This window comes from Sphingomonas sp. AP28 (assembly GCF_056680455.1).
In genome coordinates, this window is sequence record NZ_CM155283.1 from 3,561,110 (window position 1) to 3,582,234 (window position 21,125).

General features: G+C 66.4%; 21 protein-coding genes. 7 read left to right on the plus strand and 14 right to left on the minus strand.

What is annotated here, in order from left to right; all coding sequences use genetic code 11:
* Window positions 1-7: 7 nt before the first annotated feature.
* The 8 genes from AC1MH0_RS16390 to AC1MH0_RS16425 form a co-directional block, all read right to left on the minus strand.
* The gene (locus AC1MH0_RS16390) at window positions 8-1,411 is read right to left on the minus strand and encodes a sugar transferase (protein WP_480963641.1); all 1,404 of its coding nucleotides are present in this window, start codon (window positions 1,409-1,411) and stop codon (window positions 8-10) included.
* Between the two features lie 148 nt (window positions 1,412-1,559).
* Window positions 1,560-2,327: a HesA/MoeB/ThiF family protein gene (locus AC1MH0_RS16395; RefSeq protein WP_480963642.1), complete on the minus strand. Its 768-nt coding sequence runs from the start codon at window positions 2,325-2,327 to the stop codon at window positions 1,560-1,562.
* Window positions 2,324-2,749 (minus strand): hypothetical protein, encoded by a 426-nt coding sequence (locus tag AC1MH0_RS16400; RefSeq protein WP_480963643.1) that lies wholly within the window; start codon window positions 2,747-2,749, stop codon window positions 2,324-2,326. Before AC1MH0_RS16400 ends, AC1MH0_RS16395 begins: the two co-directional genes overlap by 4 nt.
* Window positions 2,746-3,183: a dUTP diphosphatase gene (dut, locus tag AC1MH0_RS16405; RefSeq protein ID WP_480963644.1), complete on the minus strand. Its 438-nt coding sequence runs from the start codon at window positions 3,181-3,183 to the stop codon at window positions 2,746-2,748. Before dut ends, AC1MH0_RS16400 begins: the two co-directional genes overlap by 4 nt.
* Window positions 3,180-4,367: a bifunctional phosphopantothenoylcysteine decarboxylase/phosphopantothenate--cysteine ligase CoaBC gene (gene coaBC, locus AC1MH0_RS16410; protein ID WP_480963645.1), complete on the minus strand. Its 1,188-nt coding sequence runs from the start codon at window positions 4,365-4,367 to the stop codon at window positions 3,180-3,182. Before coaBC ends, dut begins: the two co-directional genes overlap by 4 nt.
* Window positions 4,368-4,377: 10 nt before the next feature.
* On the minus strand, window positions 4,378-5,523 hold the full coding sequence (locus AC1MH0_RS16415) for a glycosyltransferase family protein (RefSeq protein ID WP_480963646.1): 1,146 nt from the start codon (window positions 5,521-5,523) through the stop codon (window positions 4,378-4,380).
* A 4-nt stretch (window positions 5,524-5,527) separates the two neighbouring features.
* A complete protein-coding gene (gene ubiB, locus AC1MH0_RS16420; protein WP_480963647.1) occupies window positions 5,528-7,060 on the minus strand; it encodes a 2-polyprenylphenol 6-hydroxylase in 1,533 nt (510 codons plus the stop codon).
* A 286-nt stretch (window positions 7,061-7,346) separates the two neighbouring features.
* On the minus strand, window positions 7,347-8,111 hold the full coding sequence (locus AC1MH0_RS16425; RefSeq protein WP_480963648.1) for a class I SAM-dependent methyltransferase: 765 nt from the start codon (window positions 8,109-8,111) through the stop codon (window positions 7,347-7,349).
* A 56-nt stretch (window positions 8,112-8,167) separates the two neighbouring features.
* On the opposite strand from AC1MH0_RS16425, the gene mutM reads away from it, so the two are divergent.
* The 3 genes from mutM to dnaA all read left to right on the plus strand — a co-directional run bounded on the left by mutM (window position 8,168) and on the right by dnaA (window position 11,308).
* Entirely contained in the window at window positions 8,168-8,983 is an 816-nt protein-coding gene (gene mutM, locus AC1MH0_RS16430; RefSeq protein ID WP_480963649.1) for a bifunctional DNA-formamidopyrimidine glycosylase/DNA-(apurinic or apyrimidinic site) lyase, read from the plus strand.
* A 107-nt stretch (window positions 8,984-9,090) separates the two neighbouring features.
* Window positions 9,091-9,354, plus strand: coding sequence for a 30S ribosomal protein S20 (gene rpsT, locus AC1MH0_RS16435; RefSeq protein WP_031394736.1), 264 nt, complete (start codon window positions 9,091-9,093; stop codon window positions 9,352-9,354).
* A 427-nt stretch (window positions 9,355-9,781) separates the two neighbouring features.
* A complete protein-coding gene (gene dnaA, locus AC1MH0_RS16440; RefSeq protein ID WP_480963650.1) occupies window positions 9,782-11,308 on the plus strand; it encodes a chromosomal replication initiator protein DnaA in 1,527 nt (508 codons plus the stop codon).
* A gap of 215 nt (window positions 11,309-11,523) precedes the next feature.
* Here dnaA and trpS read toward each other — a convergent pair whose 3' ends face one another.
* From trpS to secB, 3 genes are read right to left on the minus strand one after another with little or no spacing between them, the layout of a single operon-like run.
* Window positions 11,524-12,531, minus strand: coding sequence for a tryptophan--tRNA ligase (gene trpS, locus AC1MH0_RS16445; protein WP_480963651.1), 1,008 nt, complete (start codon window positions 12,529-12,531; stop codon window positions 11,524-11,526).
* 10 nt (window positions 12,532-12,541) lie between these two features.
* A complete protein-coding gene (murJ, locus tag AC1MH0_RS16450) occupies window positions 12,542-14,107 on the minus strand; it encodes a murein biosynthesis integral membrane protein MurJ (RefSeq protein WP_480963652.1) in 1,566 nt (521 codons plus the stop codon).
* 26 nt (window positions 14,108-14,133) lie between these two features.
* Window positions 14,134-14,646: a protein-export chaperone SecB gene (gene secB / locus AC1MH0_RS16455; RefSeq protein ID WP_480963653.1), complete on the minus strand. Its 513-nt coding sequence runs from the start codon at window positions 14,644-14,646 to the stop codon at window positions 14,134-14,136.
* 167 nt (window positions 14,647-14,813) lie between these two features.
* Between secB and AC1MH0_RS16460 the strand changes: the two genes are divergently transcribed.
* The 3 genes from AC1MH0_RS16460 to AC1MH0_RS16470 are packed head-to-tail and all read left to right on the plus strand — an operon-like array spanning window position 14,814 to window position 17,459.
* Complete coding sequence (locus tag AC1MH0_RS16460; RefSeq protein WP_480963654.1) at window positions 14,814-15,458, plus strand: Tim44/TimA family putative adaptor protein; 645 nt, start codon at window positions 14,814-14,816, stop codon at window positions 15,456-15,458.
* A gap of 2 nt (window positions 15,459-15,460) precedes the next feature.
* The gene (gene mltA / locus AC1MH0_RS16465) at window positions 15,461-16,834 is read left to right on the plus strand and encodes a murein transglycosylase A (protein ID WP_480965772.1); all 1,374 of its coding nucleotides are present in this window, start codon (window positions 15,461-15,463) and stop codon (window positions 16,832-16,834) included.
* 40 nt (window positions 16,835-16,874) lie between these two features.
* Window positions 16,875-17,459 (plus strand): Smr/MutS family protein, encoded by a 585-nt coding sequence (locus tag AC1MH0_RS16470; RefSeq protein ID WP_480965773.1) that lies wholly within the window; start codon window positions 16,875-16,877, stop codon window positions 17,457-17,459.
* A gap of 212 nt (window positions 17,460-17,671) precedes the next feature.
* Here the strand turns inward: AC1MH0_RS16470 and dapE are convergent, their stop codons facing one another.
* From dapE to AC1MH0_RS16485, 3 genes are read right to left on the minus strand one after another with little or no spacing between them, the layout of a single operon-like run.
* Window positions 17,672-18,799: a succinyl-diaminopimelate desuccinylase gene (gene dapE / locus AC1MH0_RS16475; RefSeq protein ID WP_480963655.1), complete on the minus strand. Its 1,128-nt coding sequence runs from the start codon at window positions 18,797-18,799 to the stop codon at window positions 17,672-17,674.
* Window positions 18,796-19,467, minus strand: coding sequence for a glutathione S-transferase (locus AC1MH0_RS16480; RefSeq protein ID WP_480963656.1), 672 nt, complete (start codon window positions 19,465-19,467; stop codon window positions 18,796-18,798). Before AC1MH0_RS16480 ends, dapE begins: the two co-directional genes overlap by 4 nt.
* Before the next feature lie 10 nt (window positions 19,468-19,477).
* Complete coding sequence (locus AC1MH0_RS16485) at window positions 19,478-20,491, minus strand: phosphatase PAP2 family protein (protein WP_480963657.1); 1,014 nt, start codon at window positions 20,489-20,491, stop codon at window positions 19,478-19,480.
* Window positions 20,492-20,725: 234 nt separating this feature from the next.
* Here AC1MH0_RS16485 and AC1MH0_RS16490 point away from each other — a divergent pair, with 234 nt between their 5' ends.
* Entirely contained in the window at window positions 20,726-20,965 is a 240-nt protein-coding gene (locus tag AC1MH0_RS16490; protein ID WP_480963658.1) for a hypothetical protein, read from the plus strand.
* Window positions 20,966-21,125 lie beyond the last annotated feature (160 nt).

Below are 21,125 nucleotides of genomic sequence, written 5' to 3' on the forward strand. Positions count from 1 at the left end.
CGGAACGTCAGAAGGCGTTCCGGTGCAGCAGGACGCGGAAGGTCAGTAGGATGATCTCGATGTCGCGCCAGATCGACCAATGCTCGAGATACTCCAGATCCGCCTGGAGCCGGTTGCGCAGATCGTCCTCGTACAACGTCGCGCCGCGATAGCCGCGAACCTGGGCGAGACCGGTCAGGCCGGGCTTGGCGGCATGGCGATGCCAGTATCGCTGGTCGACTTCCCAGAATAATTTGTCCGCGGCGCGCGAGCCGAGTGCGTGCGGTCGCGGGCCGACGATACTCATGTCGCCCCTCAGGACGTTCAGCAACTGCGGCAGTTCGTCGATGCTGGTGCTGCGGATGAATTTGCCGACGCGCGTGATCCGGTCGTCGTCGCGCGATGTCGACCGCGCCCCTGTACCGTCGCTGTGGTCGACGCGCATGCTGCGAAACTTCATCAGGCGGAACATCTGGTTGCTGCGACCGATCCGGATCTGGCTGAAGAAGATCGGCCCGCGCGAGTCGAGCTTCACCGAGAGCGCGATGAGTATCCAGACGGGCATCAGCGTTATCAGCGCACAGCTGGCCAGCAGCACGTCGAAGCTTCGCTTTACGAAACGGTCGAACAGGACCAGCGGCCCGTTGGCGATGATAACCGTCGGTGTGTCGCCGTGCGCGCTGATTCCCAGGGGTGCCAACGCGTTCAATTCGGGCATGAATATCTCACTCTGGATATTCGCGCCCTTCAGCGCTTGTGCCCAGGCGAGCCGACGCTCGGGACTGCACGCGACGATGACCCGATCCGCACCCGACAGCGACTTCGCGAGCCAGTCATACATGACGGGATCATGGTAATCGGGATCGAAATAGGTATCCGACGCAATGACGATGGAGAAGTCGCCTCGCGGGATGAGTTGACCCGGATCATGCAGCAGAACGACGCTGAATGGGTTTCCGCCGATGATTGAGGGCAGGTAGCGGACGAACAGGAAGCGTCCAAGCGCCAGAGAAAGAACGGAAAAGACAGAACCCGTTGCGACGACAAGACGTGGAAATGCAGTGCTGGCCTTGATGCTGAAGGCGATAAAGATGACCGCGCATATCGCGAGTGCGTAAGCCTGCAATCCCCGCGCCACTGATCGGAAGGGATCACGAAGATTTACAGGGGCATAGCTACTGTTATTGAGTGTGGTAACTATAAAAATCGGGATCAGCATCGCGAGTATTACGATCCACGTCGTGTCCTTGATGAAGACGCCGCGCAAACCAGCTGCCGTGAGATAGCTGATAATGATGCATGCCGTATCGATCGTAAGTATACCAATAATCACGCGAATTCTGAGCAACGATGCGCTCGGCCGCCAAGTTTTCGCGGGCTTGCCACGTGGTGGCGACATGGCCCGGCTGAAAACGCCGATTTCCATCTTCATAAGATCGTCGGACGCACATGCTGTCCCCCTTGCGGGCAGCAGTAGCGTCATTTGCCGCAATGCAAAAGAAATACTGTAAGAAGTTTACCGGACCCTACTTCTTATCAAGACAGTTTCGACGGGCGTGCAAATTAAACTTGCCGATAACTTACCGCGAAGCCTCGCTTTTAGTGCAAGATTTGCATCCCGGATCCTTGGGGAGACGTATCGTGCGAAAACGGAGTGCGAGCAGGTCGATCAGCAGCAATTTGCCGGCGGGATCGTCACCGAACGGTGCAATCGCGCGTAACACCTCGAGCGCGGCGAGGCTGCCGATCACGCCAGTGACGGGGCCGAGTACGCCATCCTCGGCGCAACTCGTCTCGGCGCGCTCGGGATCTTCGCCGACGAAGCAGCGGTAGCACGGCTTGTCCGGTTCCCATCCGCGATAGGTGGCGAGCTGCCCCTCGAACTGGCCGACCGCGGCGGATACGAGCGGGATTCTCGCGACATGTGCGGCATCGGCGACGCAGAACCGCGTCGCGAAATTGTCGCAGCCGTCGAGCACGACATCGGCGCCCGCGAGCAGGTCCGCCACGTTCGAAACGTCGATCCGCACGCGGTAGGTCTCGACCGCGACGTGCGGGTTGATCCGCTTTATGGCGGCCGCAGCGGCGTCGACCTTGGCGATACCGGTATCCGCGGTCGTGAAGATCGTCTGGCGCTGGAGATTCGACGGCTCGACGCTGTCGTCGTCGATCAGGATCAGCCGGCCCACACCCGCCGCACCGAGATATTGGATCGCGGGGGAGCCGATGCCGCCTGCGCCGACGATCGCGACGGTCGCCGCCTTCAGCCGCGCCTGTCCGGTGCCACCGAATTCCTTGAGGACGATATGGCGTGCGTACCGGGTGAGTTCGTCGTCGGAGAGGGTCATGCGCCCCAGGCGAACGTCAGGCTGGTGCGATACCAGGTGTCGGTGTCCGCATCGACGACGTCGATCGCATCGCGCGCGCCCAGGATTACGCCGGCGGCGTATTGCTCGACCGTCGGGCAGTCGATCGCGCGCGGCGTCACCCGGCGGACTCGGCCGTCGGGCGTGATCAGCACGGCGAGGTCGACGGTCAGTGCCCAACCCTGCGTCGTGCGGACGACGTGCGCGCAGCGACCGGCGACGACTTCGCCATGGACGTAGGCGGAGGTGTTGGCGAGCGTGGTCTCCCGTCCACGGATTCGCAGGACCGGCAACGCACTCCAGTCCTGCGGCGGCAGCGTACTGGCTACCGGCGTGGTCTGCGCGGCGGGAAGCAGGACCGGGGGCGCCGCGGCCTGAAGCAGGAGGAGGAGAGCGGCGATCATCGGCCGGTCGATCCGAAGCCGCCCGCGCCGCGCGAGGTGTCGTCGAGCGCCGCGACTTCGTCGAGCGTCGCGCGGAGAACGACTGCGGGGACAAGCTGCGCGATCCGGTCGCCGCGCGCGATCGCGAACGGCTCCCAGCCGAGATTGGCGAGGATCACCTTCACTTCGCCGCGATAGTCGCTGTCGATCGTGCCGGGCGTGTTGAGGCAGGTAACCCCGTGCTTCAGCGCGAGGCCGGAGCGGGGGCGGACCTGGACCTCGTGGCCGGCCGGAATGGCGATCGCGAAGCCGGTCGCGACGGCGGCGCGTGCGCCGGGGGCGAGCGTCAGCGCTTCGGCCGCGACGACGTCCATCCCGGCGGCACCGTCGGTCGCATAGACGGGCAACGGCAGGCCCTCGCCGTGCGGCAGGCGCTTCAGTTCGATACGGATCATGATGTGGCTTCTAGCGCATCGGCGATGCGGTTTGCCAGTCGGGCGGCGACCGCGTCCTTGGGCAGGCACTCCCAGCTTTCGACGCCGGTTTCGGTGACGAGATGGACGCTATTCTCCGCGCCGCCCATCACGTCGCCCGAGACGTCGTTGGCGACGATCCAGTCCGCGGCCTTGCGAACGCGCTTGGCGACGGCATGCTCGATCACGCGCTCGGTCTCCGCCGCGAACCCGACCAGCAGGCGAGGGCGATGCGGGCTGCGCGCCAAAGTAGCGAGAATATCGGCATTTTCCGCAAGCGTCAGCGTCGGCGTGGCGTCGCCTTTCTTGATCTTCTGCTGGGAAGACTCGACGTACCAGTCCGCGACGGCGGCCACCATGACGGCCGCGTCGGCGGGTAGCGCGCGGCCCACCGCATCCGTCATCTCCCGTGCGGTCTCGACATCGATCCGGTCGACGCCCTGCGGAGTCGGCAGCGTCACCGGCCCCGCGACCAGCGTCACGCGCGCGCCGAGCCGTGCGAGCGCTGCGGCGATCGCGAAGCCCTGTTTGCCCGACGAGCGGTTGGCGATGTAGCGGACCGGGTCGATCGGCTCGTGCGTCGGCCCGGCGGTGACGAGGATGTGGCGCCCAGCGAGCCGCTGCGGCGGGGCGGGGGCGAGCAGCGCTTCGATCGCCGCGACGATCGCGGGCGGCTCGGGCAGGCGGCCCGGACCATATTCCCCGCACGCCATGATCCCCTCGTCCGGCGTCATCACCGTCACGCCGTCGGCACGAAGCTGCGCCACGTTGCGGACGGTCGCGGCGTGGCCCCACATGCGGACGTTCATCGCCGGCGCGACCAGCACCGGCGTATCGGTCGCGAGCAGCAGCGTCGTCGCGAGGTCGTTCGCTAGCCCCGCCGTCATCCGCGCCATCAGGTCCGCGGTGGCGGGCGCGACGACGATCAGGTCGGCCTCGCGGCTGAGCTGGATATGGCCCATCTCGGCCTCGTCCTTGAGGTCCCACAGCGTCGTGTAGACCTTGTCCTCGCTGAGTGCTGCGAGCGTCATCGGCGTGACGAAATGATGCGCTGCCTCGGTCATCACGCACCGCACCGCGTACCCGCGCGTCTTGAGCAGGCGGATCAGTTCGGCGGCCTTGTAGGCGGCGATCCCGCCACCGACGATCAGGAGGATGCGTTTCATGGGCGCGACCCTAGCGGATAACGCGCGTCACCGTAATGCGCCGCGTATCGCGGGCCGCCGCGATCAGGTCGCGCAGGCCGTCGACCGCGAACACCAACCCGACCAGCAGTACCGGCGTGGTCATCAGCGCCCAGTAGAAATTGTCGCTGCGGGCGAACAGCGAGATCAGCGCGGCATAGGCGGCGAACACGACCAGCGCGCGCGACGCGACCGCATCGCGCCACGCCAGCCAGCCGAACAGCGCCGTGCCCAGCACCAGCGAGGCGAGCCATTGCGGCAGGATGTCGAGACCCGACGAGATGGTTGCGAGCCTGACGTAGAACCCGAATCCCTCGAGCCCGCTCCACCCCTGCGACACGCGGTCGAGCGGCCCGCCGACCAGCGAGACGGCATGGGCGTGCGCCGCGAGGACGACCGCGAACACGCCGATCGCGCCGAGCCAGCCCAGCGTCTCGCGGCGCTCCCCCTCGACCCAGGCGAAGACCGCCATGATCGCCACGTACAGCAAGGCGGTCTCGCGGATCAGCATCGCCGACAGCCCGAACGCGACTGCGGGCAGCCAGCGACAGGGACGGCGCAACGCCAGCGACAGCGCGATCAACGGCCCTGCCCATACCTCGTGGAAGACGACGAACCTCGCATCGAGGTTCACGTACAGGCCCGCGATCACGAGCAACCCGATTGCGCCGAGCGGAACGACGCCCGCCGTTTCCGGACCAAGCCGCGCTACCCAGGCGAGGACCGTGCCGATGCACAACGCGAGCAACATCAGGCTGACCAGCAGCGGGGGCAGCGTCGCCTCGACGACCGCCAAGGTGGGCAGGCGGACCGCGAAGAAGGGCTTCAGCGGGTAGTGCCCCATCCGTTGCGCCTCGGCGGCGGCGGCATAATAGGGGGATCCCCCGCGGATGTCGGCGACGATCGTCTCGTACAGCAACATGTCGGTCTGGCCGGGTGGCGGGGCATCGATCGCGACCGAGCGGGGGGCGGAATCCCAGTCGACGCTGGGCCGGGGGCCCGGCGACGCGATCGCGCTGAGGCACGCCGCCAGGAACAACAGGAACAGCACGAGACCGATCCGAGCCTGCGCCGACGGCATGCCCGCGAACCGGGTCGCGCCGGTCGTCCATAGCGGGGCGCCGCGGCGCGTCTTCATGCCCTCAACCAAGAAGCAGCGTCGTCACGACTCCGGCGGCCGCCGCGAGCACCGCGACCAGACCGTAACGCCACCCTCCACCGATCCGGATCACTTCGATCTCGCGCAGCGGCATCGTCGGTGGTGCGCCACCGGGGGCGGGGTAATGCGCTTCGATCCGGCGGACCAGTTCGGGGAGCCGGGTCAGCGTGCGGAAATCCTCGATGAGGCGGTCGGCGATCATCGCCTCGGGTCCCAGCTCGCCGCGGATCCAGTCGCGGACGAACGGCTCGGCAGCTTCCCAAAGGTTGATGTCGGGGTTCAGGCTGGTCGCCACGCCCTCGACCATCACCATCGTCTTCTGGAGCAGCAGCAGATGCGGCTGCGTCACCATGTCGAAATCGCGCGTGATCGAGAACAGGCTGTCGAGCATCATGCCGATCGACATGTCCTTGACCGGCAGGCCCCGCATCGGCTCGCCGACCGCACGCAACGCGGTGGCGAATTCTGCGACGTCGTGATGCGCGGGGACGTAGCCCGCCTCGAAATGGATCTCGGCGACGCGTTTATAATTACCCGTGATCAGCCCGTAGAGGATCTCCGCGAGCCAGACGCGCGCGCGCCGGTCGATCCGGCCCATGATGCCGAAGTCGATCGCGGCGATCCGATTGCCGGGCAGCGCGAACAGGTTGCCCTGGTGCATGTCGGCGTGGAAGAACCCATCGGCGATCGCCTGGCGAAGGAACGCGCGGACGAGCGTGTTGGCAAGTGCGGGAAGGTCGTAGCCGGCTGCGACGAGCGCCGAGCGGTCGGACAGCTTGATGCCGTCGATCCACTCGATCGTCATGACCTTGTTGGTCGAGCGCGCCCAGTCGATCGCGGGGATGACGAAATCGGCCTCTGCGGTCATGCCTTCCGCGAGTTCGGATGCCGAGGCGGCTTCGCGGCGGAAGTTCAGTTCGCGCAGCGTCCAGCGCTTGAACGTCTCGATCGTGAGGCGAGGGCGCAGGCGCATCGCCTCGGGGCTGAGCGCCTCGAGTTGCGCTGCGGCCCAGCTGTACGTGTCGATCGCGCGTGCGAAATCGTCCTCGACGCCGGGGCGCAGGACCTTGACGGCGACCTGGCGGCCGTCGGTGGTGACCGCGCGGTGGACCTGCGCGATCGACGCGGCGCCGACCGGGATCGGTTCGATCCGCGAGAACAGCGTCTCCAGCGGCTTGCCGAAGCTCGCCAGCATCGCCGCTTCGATCGTCTCGTAGGGGACGGGGGAGAGCTGGTCCTGGAGCCTCAGCAGATCGTGCGCAGCGTCTTCACCGACGAGATCGGGGCGAGTGGCGAGCGTCTGGCCGAGCTTGATCGCCGCGGGTCCGATCGCCTGGAACGCATCGGCGTAGCGCGGCACTGCGGGCACGCGAGCGCCGAACCGGGCTATCCGGGCGAGACGACGGACGGGGGCTGGCGTGTTCGGGTCGCGCTCGATCCCGCGCAGCGCGCCGTGGCGGGCGAGGATACGGCCCCATTTCAGGAGTCGCCATATGTGAGTGGTTGAGGCGGTCACTGGGTCGGAGCGCCTTGCGAAGGGTTTTGTTCACGCGAAGGCGCGCGAAGATAGATTGGTTCACGCGGAGACGCGGAGACGCGGAGAGAAGGAAGAACTGGTTCGCGCAGGGGTGCAGAGGCGCGGGGGTGTTTGGCTTCGCCGCGGAAGCGGCTTTTCACCATTGGCGAATGGCTAGCAAAGCGCTGACGCGCGCAAGACCTGGCGCCTTCGCGCCCACTTACTCTCCGCGTCTCCGCGTCTCCGCGTGAACCATTCTTCGCCACTTCGCGCCTTCGCGTGATCACTAGATCTTCCACCCGCTGTGGATCGCGACCAGGCCGCCCAGCAACGGCTCGACCTTCGTCTGCACGAAGCCGGCGTCCGCGATCATGCCCTTGAACTTGGGCATGTCCGGGAAACGACGGATCGATTCGATCAGGTAGCGATAGCTGTCGGCGTCCTGTGCCAGAAGCTGGCCGAGCTTCGGGACCATCTTGTGCGAGTACGCATCGTACACCTCGGCGAACCCAGGCCACACCGTCGTCGAGAATTCGAGGCAATAAAAGCGCCCGCCACGCCGCAGGACGCGGTGCGCCTCGCGGAGAGCCTTCGGGATGTCCGTCACGTTACGGATGCCGAACGCGATCGTGTACGCGTCGAAGAACTTGTCGGGGAAGGTCAGCGTCTCGGCATTGGCTTCGGTCCAGACCAGCCCGTCCAGACCGCGCTTCTGCGCGCGCTGCATGCCGACTTCGAGCATCTGCGGGTTGATGTCGGCGACCGTGATCGACGCGCCTGATGGCTCCATGCGGAACGCGATGTCACCCGTGCCGCCGGCCATGTCGAGGATCTGCTCGCCTTCGCGCGGCTTCACGCGGCGGACGAAGCGGTCTTTCCACAGCCGGTGCATGCCGCCCGACATCGCATCGTTCATCAGGTCGTATTTCGACGCGACGTTAGTGAAGACGCCACCGACACGAGCGGTCTTCTCGGTAGCAGGGATGTCTTCATAGCCGAAGGAGACGGTAGCGGGCGTCGAAGCGGGCGCGGGCGCGATCAAGTCGTTCATATCCTGCGCTCTAGCCGCGCCTTGTGGCGCGAGCAAACGCAACCTAGCTGCAAACCGTGCCAGAATTACCAGAAGTCGAAACCACCGTCCGCGGGCTGGAGCCCGTGTTGAAGGGCCAGCGCCTGACCTCGGTCGAGCCGCGCCGTGCGGACCTGCGCAAGGCCATCCCGGTCGACCTTCGCCAGCGAATGACCGGCGCGACCGTCACGCATCTGGGGCGTCGTGCCAAATACGGGCTGATCGATACCGATCGCGGCGATACTTTGGTGTTCCACCTCGGCATGTCGGGACGCTGGCGAGTCGATCCGAGCGAACTGCTCGCGCACGATCATTTGCTGATCGGCACGGCGGCGGGGCGGACCGTCGCGCTCAACGATCCGCGGCGGTTCGGCTTTCTCGATCTATGGGCGACGGACGATATCGCCCATTATCCGCCTTTCCTCAGCATGGGGCCGGAGCCGCTCGGGCCCGACCTGACCGCGCCGTATCTGCTGGAAGCGCTCGAGGGGCGGGGGGCGTCGATCAAGGCAATGCTGCTCGACCAGCGAATCGTCGCGGGGCTCGGCAACATCTATGTGTGCGAGGCGCTGCACATGGCGAAGATCGCGCCGTCACGCGCGGCGGGGCGGATCTCGCTGTTTCGACTCGAGCGACTCGTCGAGGCGATTCGGACGGTGCTGACCGCCGCGATCCTGGCGGGCGGATCGTCGCTCCGCGATTACGTGCGGCCGGACGGCGAACTCGGCTATTTCTCCAAGCAATGGCGCGTCTATGGTCGCGAGGGCGAGGCATGCGAATGCGGCGCTATCGTCAAGCGCCGCACCGAGGGCGGGCGCTCGACCTTCTGGTGCGCGAAGTGCCAACGCGGTTGACCGTTTCGGTTGACGCACGGGAGCAAAGTGAGTAGGGCCGCGGCTTCGAGAGGGCGTAGGAGCAATCCGGCGCCCCTTTTTATTCATTCGAACATCCAGAGGGCTTCATGGCGAACACGCCGCAGGCGAAAAAGCGTATCCGTCGCAACGACCGTCGCGCGGAAGTGAACGGCAACCGCGTCGGCCGTATCCGTACCTTCATCAAGAAGGTCGAGGCCGCACTGGCTTCGGGCGACAAGGGCGCAGCGACCACCGCACTCGCGGCCGCACAGCCTGAGCTTCAGCGTGGCGTCGCCAAGGGCGTGCTGCACAAGAACACCGCGAGCCGCAAGTTCGCGCGTCTGACCAAGGCCGTGACCGGGCTCGCCTAAGCGACCGATCATTGTCGAAGCTGATCACCCGTCGGGACCTTCCCGGCGGGTTTTTTGCGTCTGCGAAGGGAACCGGCGGGGAGTCCGCATAACCCTAGGATTCGCCACGATTCGTATGGTCGAGAATCACGTCACGCAATCGCGGAAATTGCAAAAAATGCGTAAAGACAGCGACTTATAAAAATATCGACGCATTTCCGCGGCTTGGTCAAGTCAACCCGCTTTATTTCGAAAATGTGACGCGTCGGGGCCTTGCTAGGATCGTCGATCGCTTCATAACGGGGCTCACAGCGACGGTGGTTTCCACCGCTGCATCAACAAACAGGGCGAAGATGCCGGATGACCCTTGGGGTCGTCAGGGGGACCATTTTCTGTCGGGACTATATCACCCGCGCGAGCAATCTCGCGGGGTCGGAGAAGTGTGCGCGTGACGAAGTGGCAAGGATCTGTGACGCATGCGAGCGAGGCCGAAAAGGCCTGGGCTCGCGTTCGTGCATCCTTGCGCGAGTCGGCCGGCGCGCGGTTGTTCGAGCAGTGGCTGAAGCCGATCGAGCTGATCCCCGGCGAGGACCGTGACACGATCAGGCTCGCATTGCCGTCGGCGTTCATGACCAACTGGGTCCGCAATCATTATGCGGACCGGCTGGTGCTCGAATTCAAGCAGATCCTGCCCAACGTCCGTACCGTCCAGATCGAGACCAGGGCGCCGGGCCGCGCGCCCGTCGTGCTCGCGATCGAGCCGGTGGCGAACGTCGTTGCGCCCCGGCCCGTGGCCGATCCGCTGCCGGTCGAGGCCCAGCCTGCTCCCAGGCCCGCTGCCAAGCCGGCGGCCGAGCCCGCGCAGGTTTCGATGAAGTTCGGTGTCGATCCGTCGCTGAAGCCGGCACCGGCGCCCGTCGTGACCATGGCGCCGGTCGGCGTGCCCGCCGAGCGGCCACCACTCGATCCACGCTACACCTTCGCGCGTTTCGTCGTCGATCCGTCGAACAAGGTCGCGTTCAACGCAGCCAAGGTGCTTGCCGAGCCGGGGCCGGTCCGGTTCAGCCCGCTGTTCCTCCACAGCGGCACGGGGCAGGGCAAGACCCACCTCATGCACGCGATCGGCCACGCGTTCCTCGAACATAACCCGCACGCGGTCGTGCTGTGCATGTCCGCCGAGCGGTTCATGTACGATTTCGTCGCGTCGATGCGCGCGCGCGATACGCATGCCTTCAAGCAGCGGCTGCGTGGTGCCGATTTGCTGCTGATCGACGATCTGCAGTTCATCGCCGGCAAGGACGCGACGCAGGAAGAATTCTTCCACACGGTCAACGAGATCATGGCGGCGGGCAAGCGGCTGGTGATCTCCGCCGACCGCTGCCCGCAGGCGCTCGAAGGCGTCGAGGCGCGGATCGTCAGCCGCATGTCGGTCGGCCTCGTCGCGGACATCAAGGCACCCGACCTGACGCTGCGCCGGACGATCCTCGACCGGAAGCTGGTCGACCTGCCCGACATGCGCGTGCCCACCGACGTGCTCGACCTGCTCGCGGCGCGTATTCACGCGAACATTCGCGAGCTGGAAGGCGCGCTCAACCGGGTCGTTGCGTATGCGCAGTTGACGGGCGACACGATCGACCTCGATTTCGCGGTCGCGACGTTGGGTGAGGTGCTGCGCGGCGCGCAGAAGCGCGTAACGATCGACGAGATCCAGAAGCTCGTGTCCGCGCATTTCGAACTGAAGCCGCTCGACCTGATTTCCGCGCGGCGCGCCCGGGCGGTGGCACGACCGCGCCAGATCGCGATGTATCTGGCGAAGCGGCTGACGACCCGCTCGCTGCCGGAGATCGGGCGCAAATTCGGTGGCCGCGATCACTCGACGGTGATCCATGCGGTACGCAAGATCGAGGAACTGCGCGATTCGGACCGGGATATCGACGCCGCGGTCCGCGTGCTGATGCGCGAGCTGGAAGGCTAAGCCAGCCTACGCTTTCATGGTCTCCCGCGAAGCCGGGAGCCCAGTCTGAACCCCCGCCTTCGCGGGGGAACAAGCTGATGTCCATACTGAGTTCTGCCCCCCTCCCTGGAAGGGAGGGCAGGGGGTGGGTTGGTCGGTTTGAGCCACACCGGTTCCACACTGCGGAAGCCGACCCACCCCCAACCCCTCCCTTCCAGGGAGGGGGGAAGCGGTCCTTAGACCTGCAACCCCATCGCGTCCTGTGTCTGCTTCAACACCGGTGCCGCCAACACACGCGCCTTCTCCGCACCCGCCTGCAACACCGCTGTCACCGCGCTGCGATCGTCCAGCAATCGCACCATCTCGTCGCGGATCGGCCCTAGCTTAGCCACGGCCAGGTCCGCGAGCGCAGGCTTGAACGCGCCGAAGCCTTTCCCGCCGAACTCGCTGAGTACCGTCGCCACGTCGCTATCCGCCAACGCCGCGTAGATCGTCAGCAGGTTGCGCGCCTCGGCGCGGTCGCCCAGTTCCTCGACCGTCGCGGGCAACACGTCGGGATCGGTCTTCGCCTTGCGGAACTTGTCGGCGATGGTGTCGTCGCTGTCGATCAGCTTGACCACCGACTGCTCGGACGGGTTGGACTTCGACATCTTCGCCGACGCATCGCGCAAGCTCATGATCCGCGGCGCCGCCTTGCTGATCAGCGGCGCGGGCAGCGTGAACAGGTCCACCCCGTAGTCGCCGTTGAACTTGGTCGCGATGTCGCGCGCCAATTCGAGATGTTGCTTCTGGTCCTCGCCCACCGGCACGTGCGTCGCGTTGTAGAGCAGCACGTCGGCCGCCATCAGGACCGGATAGTCGTACAACCCGACGCTCGCGCCCTCGCGGTTCTTGCCCGCCTTGTCCTTGAACTGCGTCATGCGATTGAGCCAGCCGACGCGCGCGACGGTGTTGAGCAGCCACGCCATCTCGCTGTGCGCGGGCACGCGCGCCTGGTTGAACAGGATCGACTTCGCCGGATCGATCCCCGCGGCGATCATCGTCGCGGCGACCTCGATCGTGTGCGATGAAAGCTCAGCCGGCGCGATCCATTCGGTCGGCGCGTGAAGATCGGCGATGAAGAACATCGACTCGCCGCCCTGCGCCGCGACGTCGTCCTGCAGCGCCACCCACTGCTTCACCGCCCCCAGGTAATTGCCGAGGTGGAGATTACCGGTCGGCTTGATGCCAGAGACAACGCGCACAGGAACTACCTTATTTGGAACGACGCAGAAGCGTGGAGATGTCGCCCAGCCGGAACGCACCGGTGAGCAACGTCGCGATCGCATAGACCACGCCGCCGGTCGTCACCAGCACCAGCATCGCCCCCCAGCGCTGGACGCTGGTCCCGGTCACGAACGGCTGGAACAGGTCGTTGAGAAAATACATCACCACGCCCATGATCAGCGCGGCGGCCAGCAACCGCCACGTCCGCCGCCGCAACCGCGCGTCCGGCGTGAAATGCCCACGCCGCACGAGGGTCCGGTACAGCATCGCGACGTTCACCGTGCTCGCGATCGCGGTAGCGAGCGGCGGGCCCATATGCCCCAGCGGCTTGATGAAGGCGAGGTTGAGGACGAGGTTCACGACCATCGACATCGTCGCATACCGCACCGGCGTGCGTGTGTCGGAGCGAGCGTAATAGCCGGGCGTGAGGACTTTCACGAGGATGTACGACGGCAACCCGATCGAGAACGCCGCCAGCGCCTGCGCCGTCAGCACGCTATCCTCCAGCGTGAACTTGCCGTGCTGGAACAACGCCCCGACGATCGGCACCCCGCACACGATCAGCGCGACCGTCGCGGGCAGCGTCAGGAACAGCGCGAGCTCCATCCCGCGGTTCTGCGTCGCCATCGCCTCGCCGTCCTCGCCGCGCCCGAGCTGGCGCGAGATCGTCGGCAGCAGGACGGTACCGAGACCGATCCCGATCAGGCCCAAGGGGAGCTGGTTCAGCCGGTCGGCAAAATAGATATACGAGACCGAGCCCGCCGGCAGCAGCGCCGCGGCAAGCGCGGTCGAGACGACGAGGTTGATCTGCACCGCGCCGGCTCCGGCTGCGGCAGGCCAGATCAACGCCATGAGCTTCTTCACGTCGGGATTGAGTTGCGGGCGCTTCAGCCGAAGCTTCACGCCCGATGCCCGGCACGCGTAGATCAGCCAGAGAAGCTGCAACGCACCCGATACGGTGACGGCGATGCCCTGATTGCGCGACGTCAGCAGCGGGTCGTGCTCGTGGAACAGCAACAACGCCGCGATCAGCGTCGCGTTGAGCAGGATCGGCGCGGCCGCGTTGATCCAGAATTTGTGCAGCGAATTGAGGATGCCGCCGAGCAGCGACACGAGGCTGATCAGCGGCAGATACGGCAGCATGATCCGCGAGAGGTGGACGACATAGTCGAACCGCTCCGCGCTCGCGCCGTTGAACCCGAAGGTCAGCAGCCACGTCATCGGCCACGCGGCGATCTCGAACAGCACCGTCATCACGATCAGCGTCGGCAGCAATACCGACAGCGCATCCTCGGCGAACGCGATCCCGTCGGGCAGCCCGCGGCCATCCTTGTCGCCGACCTTCCGGTTGAACATCGGGATGAACGCAGCGGAGAAAGCGCCCTCCGCGAAAAGCGCGCGGAACATGTTGGGGAGGCGAAACGCGATCAGGAACGCGTCCGATGCGAACCCGGCGCCGACGAACCGCGCGAACAGCGAGTCGCGCACCAGCCCCAGGACCCGGCTGGCAAGCGTCAGCCCGCCGACCGATCCCAGCGCCTTGGTGAGGTTCATCTAAGCGCGCTCCGCCCCCGGTTCGATCAGGCCTGGCCGAAATCGCCGACGTTGGGCTGGATACCCTGCTGCTCGGACTGCTGGAGGTACAGCTGCGAGAAGTCGATCGGCTCGAGCAGCAGCGGCGGGAAGCCACCGTCACGCACCGCATCCGACAGCACGCGGCGGGCGAACGGGAACAGGAGGCGCGGGGCCTCGCCCAGCAGGAACGGCTGAACATGCTCGGCCGGAATGTTGCGCAGCCCGAACAGCCCCGCATAGGAAAGGTCTACGATGAACGCGACCTGCCCCTCGCTCTCGGCGCGGACGTCGATCTTCAGCACGACCTCGTGCACTTCGTCGCCGACCTGCGCCGCACCGATGTTGAACTGCACGTCGATCGCCGGCGGGGTCTGGTTCTGGTAGACGGCGGGCGCGTTCGGGTTCTCGAACGACAGGTCCTTCACATATTGCGAGATCAGGCCGGCCGCGGGAATCGTGTCCTCGCCGTTCGCGAAAGCCTGGTCGGGCGCGGTGACGCCGTTGTCCTGATCGTCCATTCGTGGTGTCCTTGCGAAGTAGCGTGAAATCGGGACCGAAGTGGCACGCCTGCGCGTTCCTATCGGTCAGGGCGCAGCGAGTAGCAGCGCCGACCCAGCGTTTCAACGGGCGCGGGTTTGAATCAGCACAGCTTTGGCCTATGTTAGCCCGAAGATCGGAGGCACGGTTGTTTTACGTAGTTCTTCTCGCGATGGTTGCAGGCTTTCTGGCGATGCGACTCTACAGCGTGCTCGGCAAGCGGACGGGGCATGAACAGCCCTTGCCGCGCGCGGCCGAGGACCGTCCTGCGCTCGCCGCCGTTCCGCGAACGGTCGATGCGTCGCCGGAGTCGCGCGAGGTTGCGAACCGCAACATCGAACCGCGTGCGGAAGCCGGCTTGCGTTCGATCGTTGCCGCCGAGCCCGGGTTCGACGTCAACCAGTTCCTGGAAGGGGCGCAGGCCGCCTATCGCATGGTTCTCGAAGCGTTCTGGAAGGGCGACGAGGAACAGCTTGGCTATCTCGCCGAGGACGACGTCCGCGCCGCCTTCGCCGAGGCGATTGCAGCACGGATCGCGGCAGGCGAAGTGCTCGACAACCGGCTGGTGTCGATCGAGCGGGCCGTCATCACCGATGCCACCGTCTCGGGTCGCGAATCCCGTATCACGGTGCGGATCGATGCGGATATCGCCGCGGTGACACGCGACGGTGACGGCCATGTCCTCGCCGGATCGCTCACCGACGCGGTCGAGACGCATGATGTCTGGACGTTCGCACGGACGCTGAAGAGCAGCGATCCGAACTGGAAGCTCGCCGACACCGACGAGGCGTGATGGTGCGTTTCCGGGGGGCGGGGCTCGGCGGACTTGGTCTTTCGCTGTTGCTGAGCGCGTGCGTTGGCGGTGTCGAGCCGCCGCGCACGGGACCGGTGCCGATCGACCGTGCCGAAAGCGCCGACCGCGAGCCTTCGAACGAACCGGTGCGCGTGCACCCTTCGCGCGACACCGGGGCGTCGCCCAACATTCGCGGGATCCAGACGCCGGCCCGCATCGTCGGCGCCGTGCCGCTGCTGCCGGTTCCGGTCATCGCGCCGATGGCCCCCACCAGCGCGGCGATGGCTGGCGTTACCGCTGGCCCACCGGTGTCGAGCCTGCCGATCGACGAGAGCCAGGCGCAGTCGGCGCTGGCAGCGTTCGTTACCAGTTGCCCGTCGCTCATCCGGCGTACCGATGCGTCGGGCCTTACCCGTGGATCCGATTGGCAGCCGGCCTGTGCGGCGGCGGCTTCGGTTCGTCGCGGCGATGCGCGTAGTTTCTTCGCCCAGTGGTTCGAGGCGGTGCAGGTCGGCGACGGCAAGGCGTTCGCGACCGGCTATTACGAGCCGGAGATTGCCGGATCGCTGGACCGTCGCGACGGCTATGCGCCGATCTATGGCCGTCCGAACGACCTGATCGACGTCGATCTCGGCGCGTTCTCGACCAGTCTCAAGGGTAAGAAGGTTCGCGGTCGCGTCGATCGCAGCAACCTCGTGCCCTATTACGACCGCACCGCGATCGAACAGGGCGCGATCTCGGGCCGGGCGCCGATCCTCGCCTGGGCGCGCGATCCGGTCGAATTGTTCTTCCTCCAGATCCAGGGTTCGGGGCGGTTGCGGCTGCCCGACGGCGAGATCCTGCGGATCGGTTACGCGACGCAGAACGGTCGTGACTATACCGGCATCGGTGCCTTGATGAAGTCGCGCGGGCTGCTCCAACCGGGCCAGACCTCGATGCAGGGGATCGTCGCATGGCTCCACGCGCATCCTGCCGAAGGGCAGGCGATCATGCGCGAGAACAAGAGCTTCGTGTTCTTCCGCGAACTCGAGGGGGCACCGCTGGGCGCACTGGGCCTGCCGGTCACCGGCCAGGTCAGCGCAGCGGCGGACGTCAAGTTCGTGCCGCTCGGCGCGCCGGTGTTCCTGTCGCTCGACCGGCAGGACGCCAGCGGCCTGTGGATCGCGCAGGATACCGGCGGCGCGATCAAGGGCAGCAACCGGTTCGACACGTTCTGGGGCGCGGGTCCCGCGGCCGAGTCGACGGCCGGCGGCATGGCGGGGCGCGGTACCGCGTTCCTGCTGCTCCCGATCGGCACGGTCCAGCGCCTCACCGGCCAGCGGTTCAACGGTCTAGCGAATGGGGCGCAAGATGGCGGGCCGACCCCTCAACCCTGACGCCCTCACCCCCGAGGAGGCGCAACTCTGGGCGCGCGTGATGGCGAGCGTCCGGCCGATGCGTACGGTCGCGGTTCGCATCCCGGAGCGCGCACCGCCGCTGCCGCCTCCGCCCCAGCCGATGATCGGTCCGAACGGCAAGGTTATACCTGCACCGCCTGCGCCGAGGGGCAAGGTGAAGCCGCTGATCCGTACGGTCGTGACGCCGTTCGCGAGCCGTCCAGGCGCGAAGCCGGCGGTGGTGGCTCGTCCCGCGGCCAAGCCCATCACCGCCAACACGCTCGATGGCGGCTGGGACAAGAGGCTCACGCGAGGCGTGGTGAGTCCGGACAGCTCGATCGACCTGCATGGCCACACGCTGGCGTCTGCCCACGCCCTGCTCGACGTCGGCCTGGGCCGGGCGATCGCACGCGGCGACCGCGTCTTGCTGTTGGTAACTGGCAAACCGCCCCGCCCCGAAAGCGAACGCCCGCACGCACGGGGCGCGATCCGGTCGGCGGTCGCGGACTGGCTGGCGGGCTCGCGTCATGCCGACTCGATCGCCGCAGTCCGCGGCGCGCATCCGCGACACGGCGGGCAGGGTGCGCTTTACATCGTCCTGAGGCGGGGCCGGGATCAGCTCTGAAGCCGAAATTGCGGGGTCCGCCGCCGACGATCAATACCTCAGTCTAATATGCTATGGTGACCGGCAGTCTGTGGGTTCGAGTATGTTTCGGCACATCTATTTCCCCCCTCTCTGGAAGGGAGGAGCAGGGGGTGGGCCGGCTTCCGCGATTGCGTACGGTGCGGCTCAAGCGGGCCCACCCACCCCGAACCCCTCCCTTGCAGGGAGGGGGGCTAGTCGAGCGCCCGCTTGATCACGTCGGCATAGATATCCGTCAGCGTCAGCAGATCCTCGACCGCCACCGCCTCGTCGACCTTGTGCATCGTCGCATTGATCAACCCGAACTCGACCACCGGGCACAGCCTCGACAGGAAACGCGCATCGGACGTGCCGCCGGTAGTGGAAAGCTCCGGGGTGATGCCGGTCGCGTCGGCGATAGCATCCGACACGAGCGTCGAGAACGCACCCGGCTCGGTGAGAAACGCCTCGCCCGAGACCTTGCCCGTCACCACCACGCCCGGCGCATGGCGCTCGGCGATTGCGCGGATACGCTCGATCAGGTCCGCCCCGCGGTGCCGATCGTTGAACCGGATGCTGAGCCGCGCTGACGCCTTGGCGGGAATGACGTTGTGCGCAGGATTGCCGACGGCAATGTCGGTGACCTCGATGTTCGACGGCTGGAACCAGTCGGTGCCCTCGTCCAACACCACGCCTTCGATCTCCGCAAGGATGGCGATCAGCCGCGGGATCGGATTGTCGGCCAGATGCGGGTAGGCGACGTGCCCCTGACGCCCCGGCACCTCGATCCAGATGTTGACCGACCCGCGCCGCCCGATCTTGACCATGTCGCCGAGCCGCGCGGTAGAGGTCGGCTCGCCGACCAGGCACAGGTCGGGCACGATGCCCCGTGCCGCCATCCGCTCCATCAACGCGACGGTGCCGAAGGTAGCGGGTCCTTCCTCGTCGCCGGTGATGAGGAGCGACAGCGTCCCCCCGTCGCGCCCGGCATCGCTCCGGCTCGCGGCCGCGACGAACGCGGCGACCGCGCCCTTCATGTCGACCGCCCCGCGTCCGTACAATAGGGCACCGCGAACCTCGCCGGACCAGGGCGACCCGGTCCAGCCTTCCCCCGCGGGTACGACGTCGACATGCCCTGCGAAGGCGAGATGCCTCGGCCCATCGCCGCGCACGGCCAGCAGGTTCTCGACCGGGCCGTCCGGCGCTTCGCCGAGCGTGAACCGGTCGACCGCGAAGCCGAGCGGGACGAGTGCCGCTTCCATAACGTCGAACACCGCACCCCGTGCGGGCGTGACGCTGTCGGCGCGAAGCAGCGCCTGCGTAAGCGCGACGGGATCGATCATGCGGTCGCGGGGACCGGCTGCTCGAACTGCTCCAGGACCCATTCCTCTTCCTGCGCCGCCGCAATCCAGTCCTGCATGAACGGATGCTCGAACATCGCCTGCATATACCCCGCCGCAAACCGCGCGATCGGCAGCTGGTACGTGACGATCCTCGTCACAAGCGGCGCAAACATAATGTCCGCCGCCCCGAACTGCCCGAACAGGAAGTCGCCGCCGCCACCGAAACGCGCTCTAGCCTGCGCCCAGATCTCCATGACCCGCTGCAATTCCGCGAGCACGTCGTCGTCTGGCGTACGGGCGGGGAAGACCTGGCGGACGTTCATGCTGTGCTTGCGACGCAGCGCGGCAAAGCTCGAATGCATCTCGGCCGCCATCGATCGTGCCATCGCGCGCGCGGCGTTGTCCTCCGGCCAGAAGCGCTCGCGACCGACCTTGTCGGCGAGATAGTCGACGATCGCCAGGCTGTCCCACACGACCGCGTCGCCGTCCCACAGGATCGGCACCTTGCCCGACGACGGCGCGAACTCGTCGCCCGAGCGGCGCTTTTCCCAATCGGCATCGTACATCGGCACGACCACCTCCTCGAAGGGAAGGCCCGATTGTTTGCAGGCGAGCCAGCCGCGAAGCGACCAGGACGAATAGGCCTTGTTGCCGATGATCAGTTTCATGGTCCGTGGACTAGCGAGGCAGGCGAGCCGCGGCAACGTGGTTGGCGCTCGTCCGGCGCACGATACTGCGCGGCATGAGGCGATTGAGCGTCGCGATCGCCGCCAGCGCGACGATCGTGCCGAGCAGGATGTCGATCAGGTAGTGCGTTCCCTCGACGGGCGTCGACAGCAGCATCGCCGCATTGACTGCGATCACCGGCCAGCGCAGCCGAGGCAGGCGCCAGGCTGCGTTGATGTAGAGCGTGGCCGCGGCGGCATGGAAGCTTGGTGCCGAAACGATGCCGCGCAGATGCCCCAGGTCGACGATCCGCACGCTGTGATCGCGCAGCGCCGGGATCAGCCCCTGCTGCCATTGCTCGCTCTCGGGCATGTAAGCGATGGCGCCGTGCCACAGGTACGAGAACGGGCCGATCGCCGGCATGAACGTGTAGAGGATCAGCGTACCGACCGCGGTCAGCCAGAAGACCGCGAAAAACCGGTGCGCGGCAACCCGGTCGCCAGTGAAGGCGAAGGTCGCGAACAGGACCGCCGGCGTCAGGTAGATGCTGCGATACGCCGCGAGACCGAGCGACTGCAGCACCGGCGTCGCGGCGACCAGCCGATACCAGGCGAGCCAGTCGAAATGGAGCATCGCATCGATCCGCTGGAGCGCCGCATCGTGGAACCCGTGCGTCGAGGCGGCGACCGGATAGCTCGCCACCGCGCCCATCAATGCCAGCGTGGTGAAGACGCCGTAATATTCGGCGCAGTCGGCGACCGCGCGGGCATGACGCCAGGGGCGGTCGCGCAGGCCGAACCGCAACGCCAGCAACACGACCCCACTGACGTAGAACGGCCGGTTGTCGGCGTCGGCGGGATCGATCGTCAGACTGGCGCTGCGCAACAAGATGGTCAGCGCCGCGATGCTGACGATCATCCCCCCGCCGATCCACCATCCATAATCGGGCAGGGTCGCGCTTTCGGAGAGTGTCCCGCGATACGCGTCGGCGCGTGGTCGCGAGGCTGTAATCGAAACGTCAGTCATGGGCGGGCGAACGCGTATCACATCCGGAGGAACAAACGACCCTCGGCCGTACCGACTTTCGGGTGGCTGAACGGTATCGAACGAAGCTCTTTCGAAGTCGGGGCGGAGTCGGTTGCCGGGGAGGCGCCGTCGTCGCGTCGGGGGCGCTCGCGACAGGAGCGGAGACTTGAACGAATGCGACATTCTCGTGATAAACGGGGTTCTGGCTGGGCTCGCGCTGGGCAGGCCCATGCTGTGCTGGACCCGCGCTCGGGCTGCGTCGTCACCATGACGGCGATCCCACCGGTCCTGTCGTATATCGAGTCGGTCCTGCCGAACCTCGTGGGGCCGGAGGGATCGGTGGTCCAGTCGCTTGCGACGATGGTGGACTCCGCGTTTCAACGGGTTTCCGAGGATGAGCCGGACTGGCCGATCGTCGCAGCCAATTTTCCGCGAGTGATCTCCGCCACGGTGGCACTAGCGACGGCTTGGTAAAAGGCGAGCAGGTTTCCCCTCCCTGGAAGGGAGGGGCAGGGGGTGGGTTGGCTTCCGCCTATTCGAATGGGGGTGGCGCAAGCTGGCCGACCCACCCCAACCCCTCCCTGCCAGGGAGGGGAGCGAGAAGGGAGTGCGATCGCCATCCACCAATCAGCAA

What these genes read in the sequence shown, in the direction of transcription:
- AC1MH0_RS16390 (WP_480963641.1), bottom strand. Translation starts at nt 1,411, where the DNA reads ATGAAGATGGAAATCGGCGTTTTCAGCCGGGCCATGTCGCCACCACGT.
- AC1MH0_RS16395 (WP_480963642.1), bottom strand. Translation starts at nt 2,327, where the DNA reads ATGACCCTCTCCGACGACGAACTCACCCGGTACGCACGCCATATCGTC.
- AC1MH0_RS16400 (WP_480963643.1), bottom strand. Translation starts at nt 2,749, where the DNA reads ATGATCGCCGCTCTCCTCCTCCTGCTTCAGGCCGCGGCGCCCCCGGTC.
- dut (WP_480963644.1), bottom strand. Translation starts at nt 3,183, where the DNA reads ATGATCCGTATCGAACTGAAGCGCCTGCCGCACGGCGAGGGCCTGCCG.
- coaBC (WP_480963645.1), bottom strand. Translation starts at nt 4,367, where the DNA reads ATGAAACGCATCCTCCTGATCGTCGGTGGCGGGATCGCCGCCTACAAG.
- AC1MH0_RS16415 (WP_480963646.1), bottom strand. Translation starts at nt 5,523, where the DNA reads ATGAAGACGCGCCGCGGCGCCCCGCTATGGACGACCGGCGCGACCCGG.
- AC1MH0_RS16425 (WP_480963648.1), bottom strand. Translation starts at nt 8,111, where the DNA reads ATGAACGACTTGATCGCGCCCGCGCCCGCTTCGACGCCCGCTACCGTC.
- rpsT (WP_031394736.1), top strand. Translation starts at nt 9,091, where the DNA reads ATGGCGAACACGCCGCAGGCGAAAAAGCGTATCCGTCGCAACGACCGT.
- murJ (WP_480963652.1), bottom strand. Translation starts at nt 14,107, where the DNA reads ATGAACCTCACCAAGGCGCTGGGATCGGTCGGCGGGCTGACGCTTGCC.
- secB (WP_480963653.1), bottom strand. Translation starts at nt 14,646, where the DNA reads ATGGACGATCAGGACAACGGCGTCACCGCGCCCGACCAGGCTTTCGCG.
- AC1MH0_RS16470 (WP_480965773.1), top strand. Translation starts at nt 16,875, where the DNA reads ATGGCGAGCGTCCGGCCGATGCGTACGGTCGCGGTTCGCATCCCGGAG.
- dapE (WP_480963655.1), bottom strand. Translation starts at nt 18,799, where the DNA reads ATGATCGATCCCGTCGCGCTTACGCAGGCGCTGCTTCGCGCCGACAGC.
- AC1MH0_RS16480 (WP_480963656.1), bottom strand. Translation starts at nt 19,467, where the DNA reads ATGAAACTGATCATCGGCAACAAGGCCTATTCGTCCTGGTCGCTTCGC.
- AC1MH0_RS16485 (WP_480963657.1), bottom strand. Translation starts at nt 20,491, where the DNA reads ATGACTGACGTTTCGATTACAGCCTCGCGACCACGCGCCGACGCGTAT.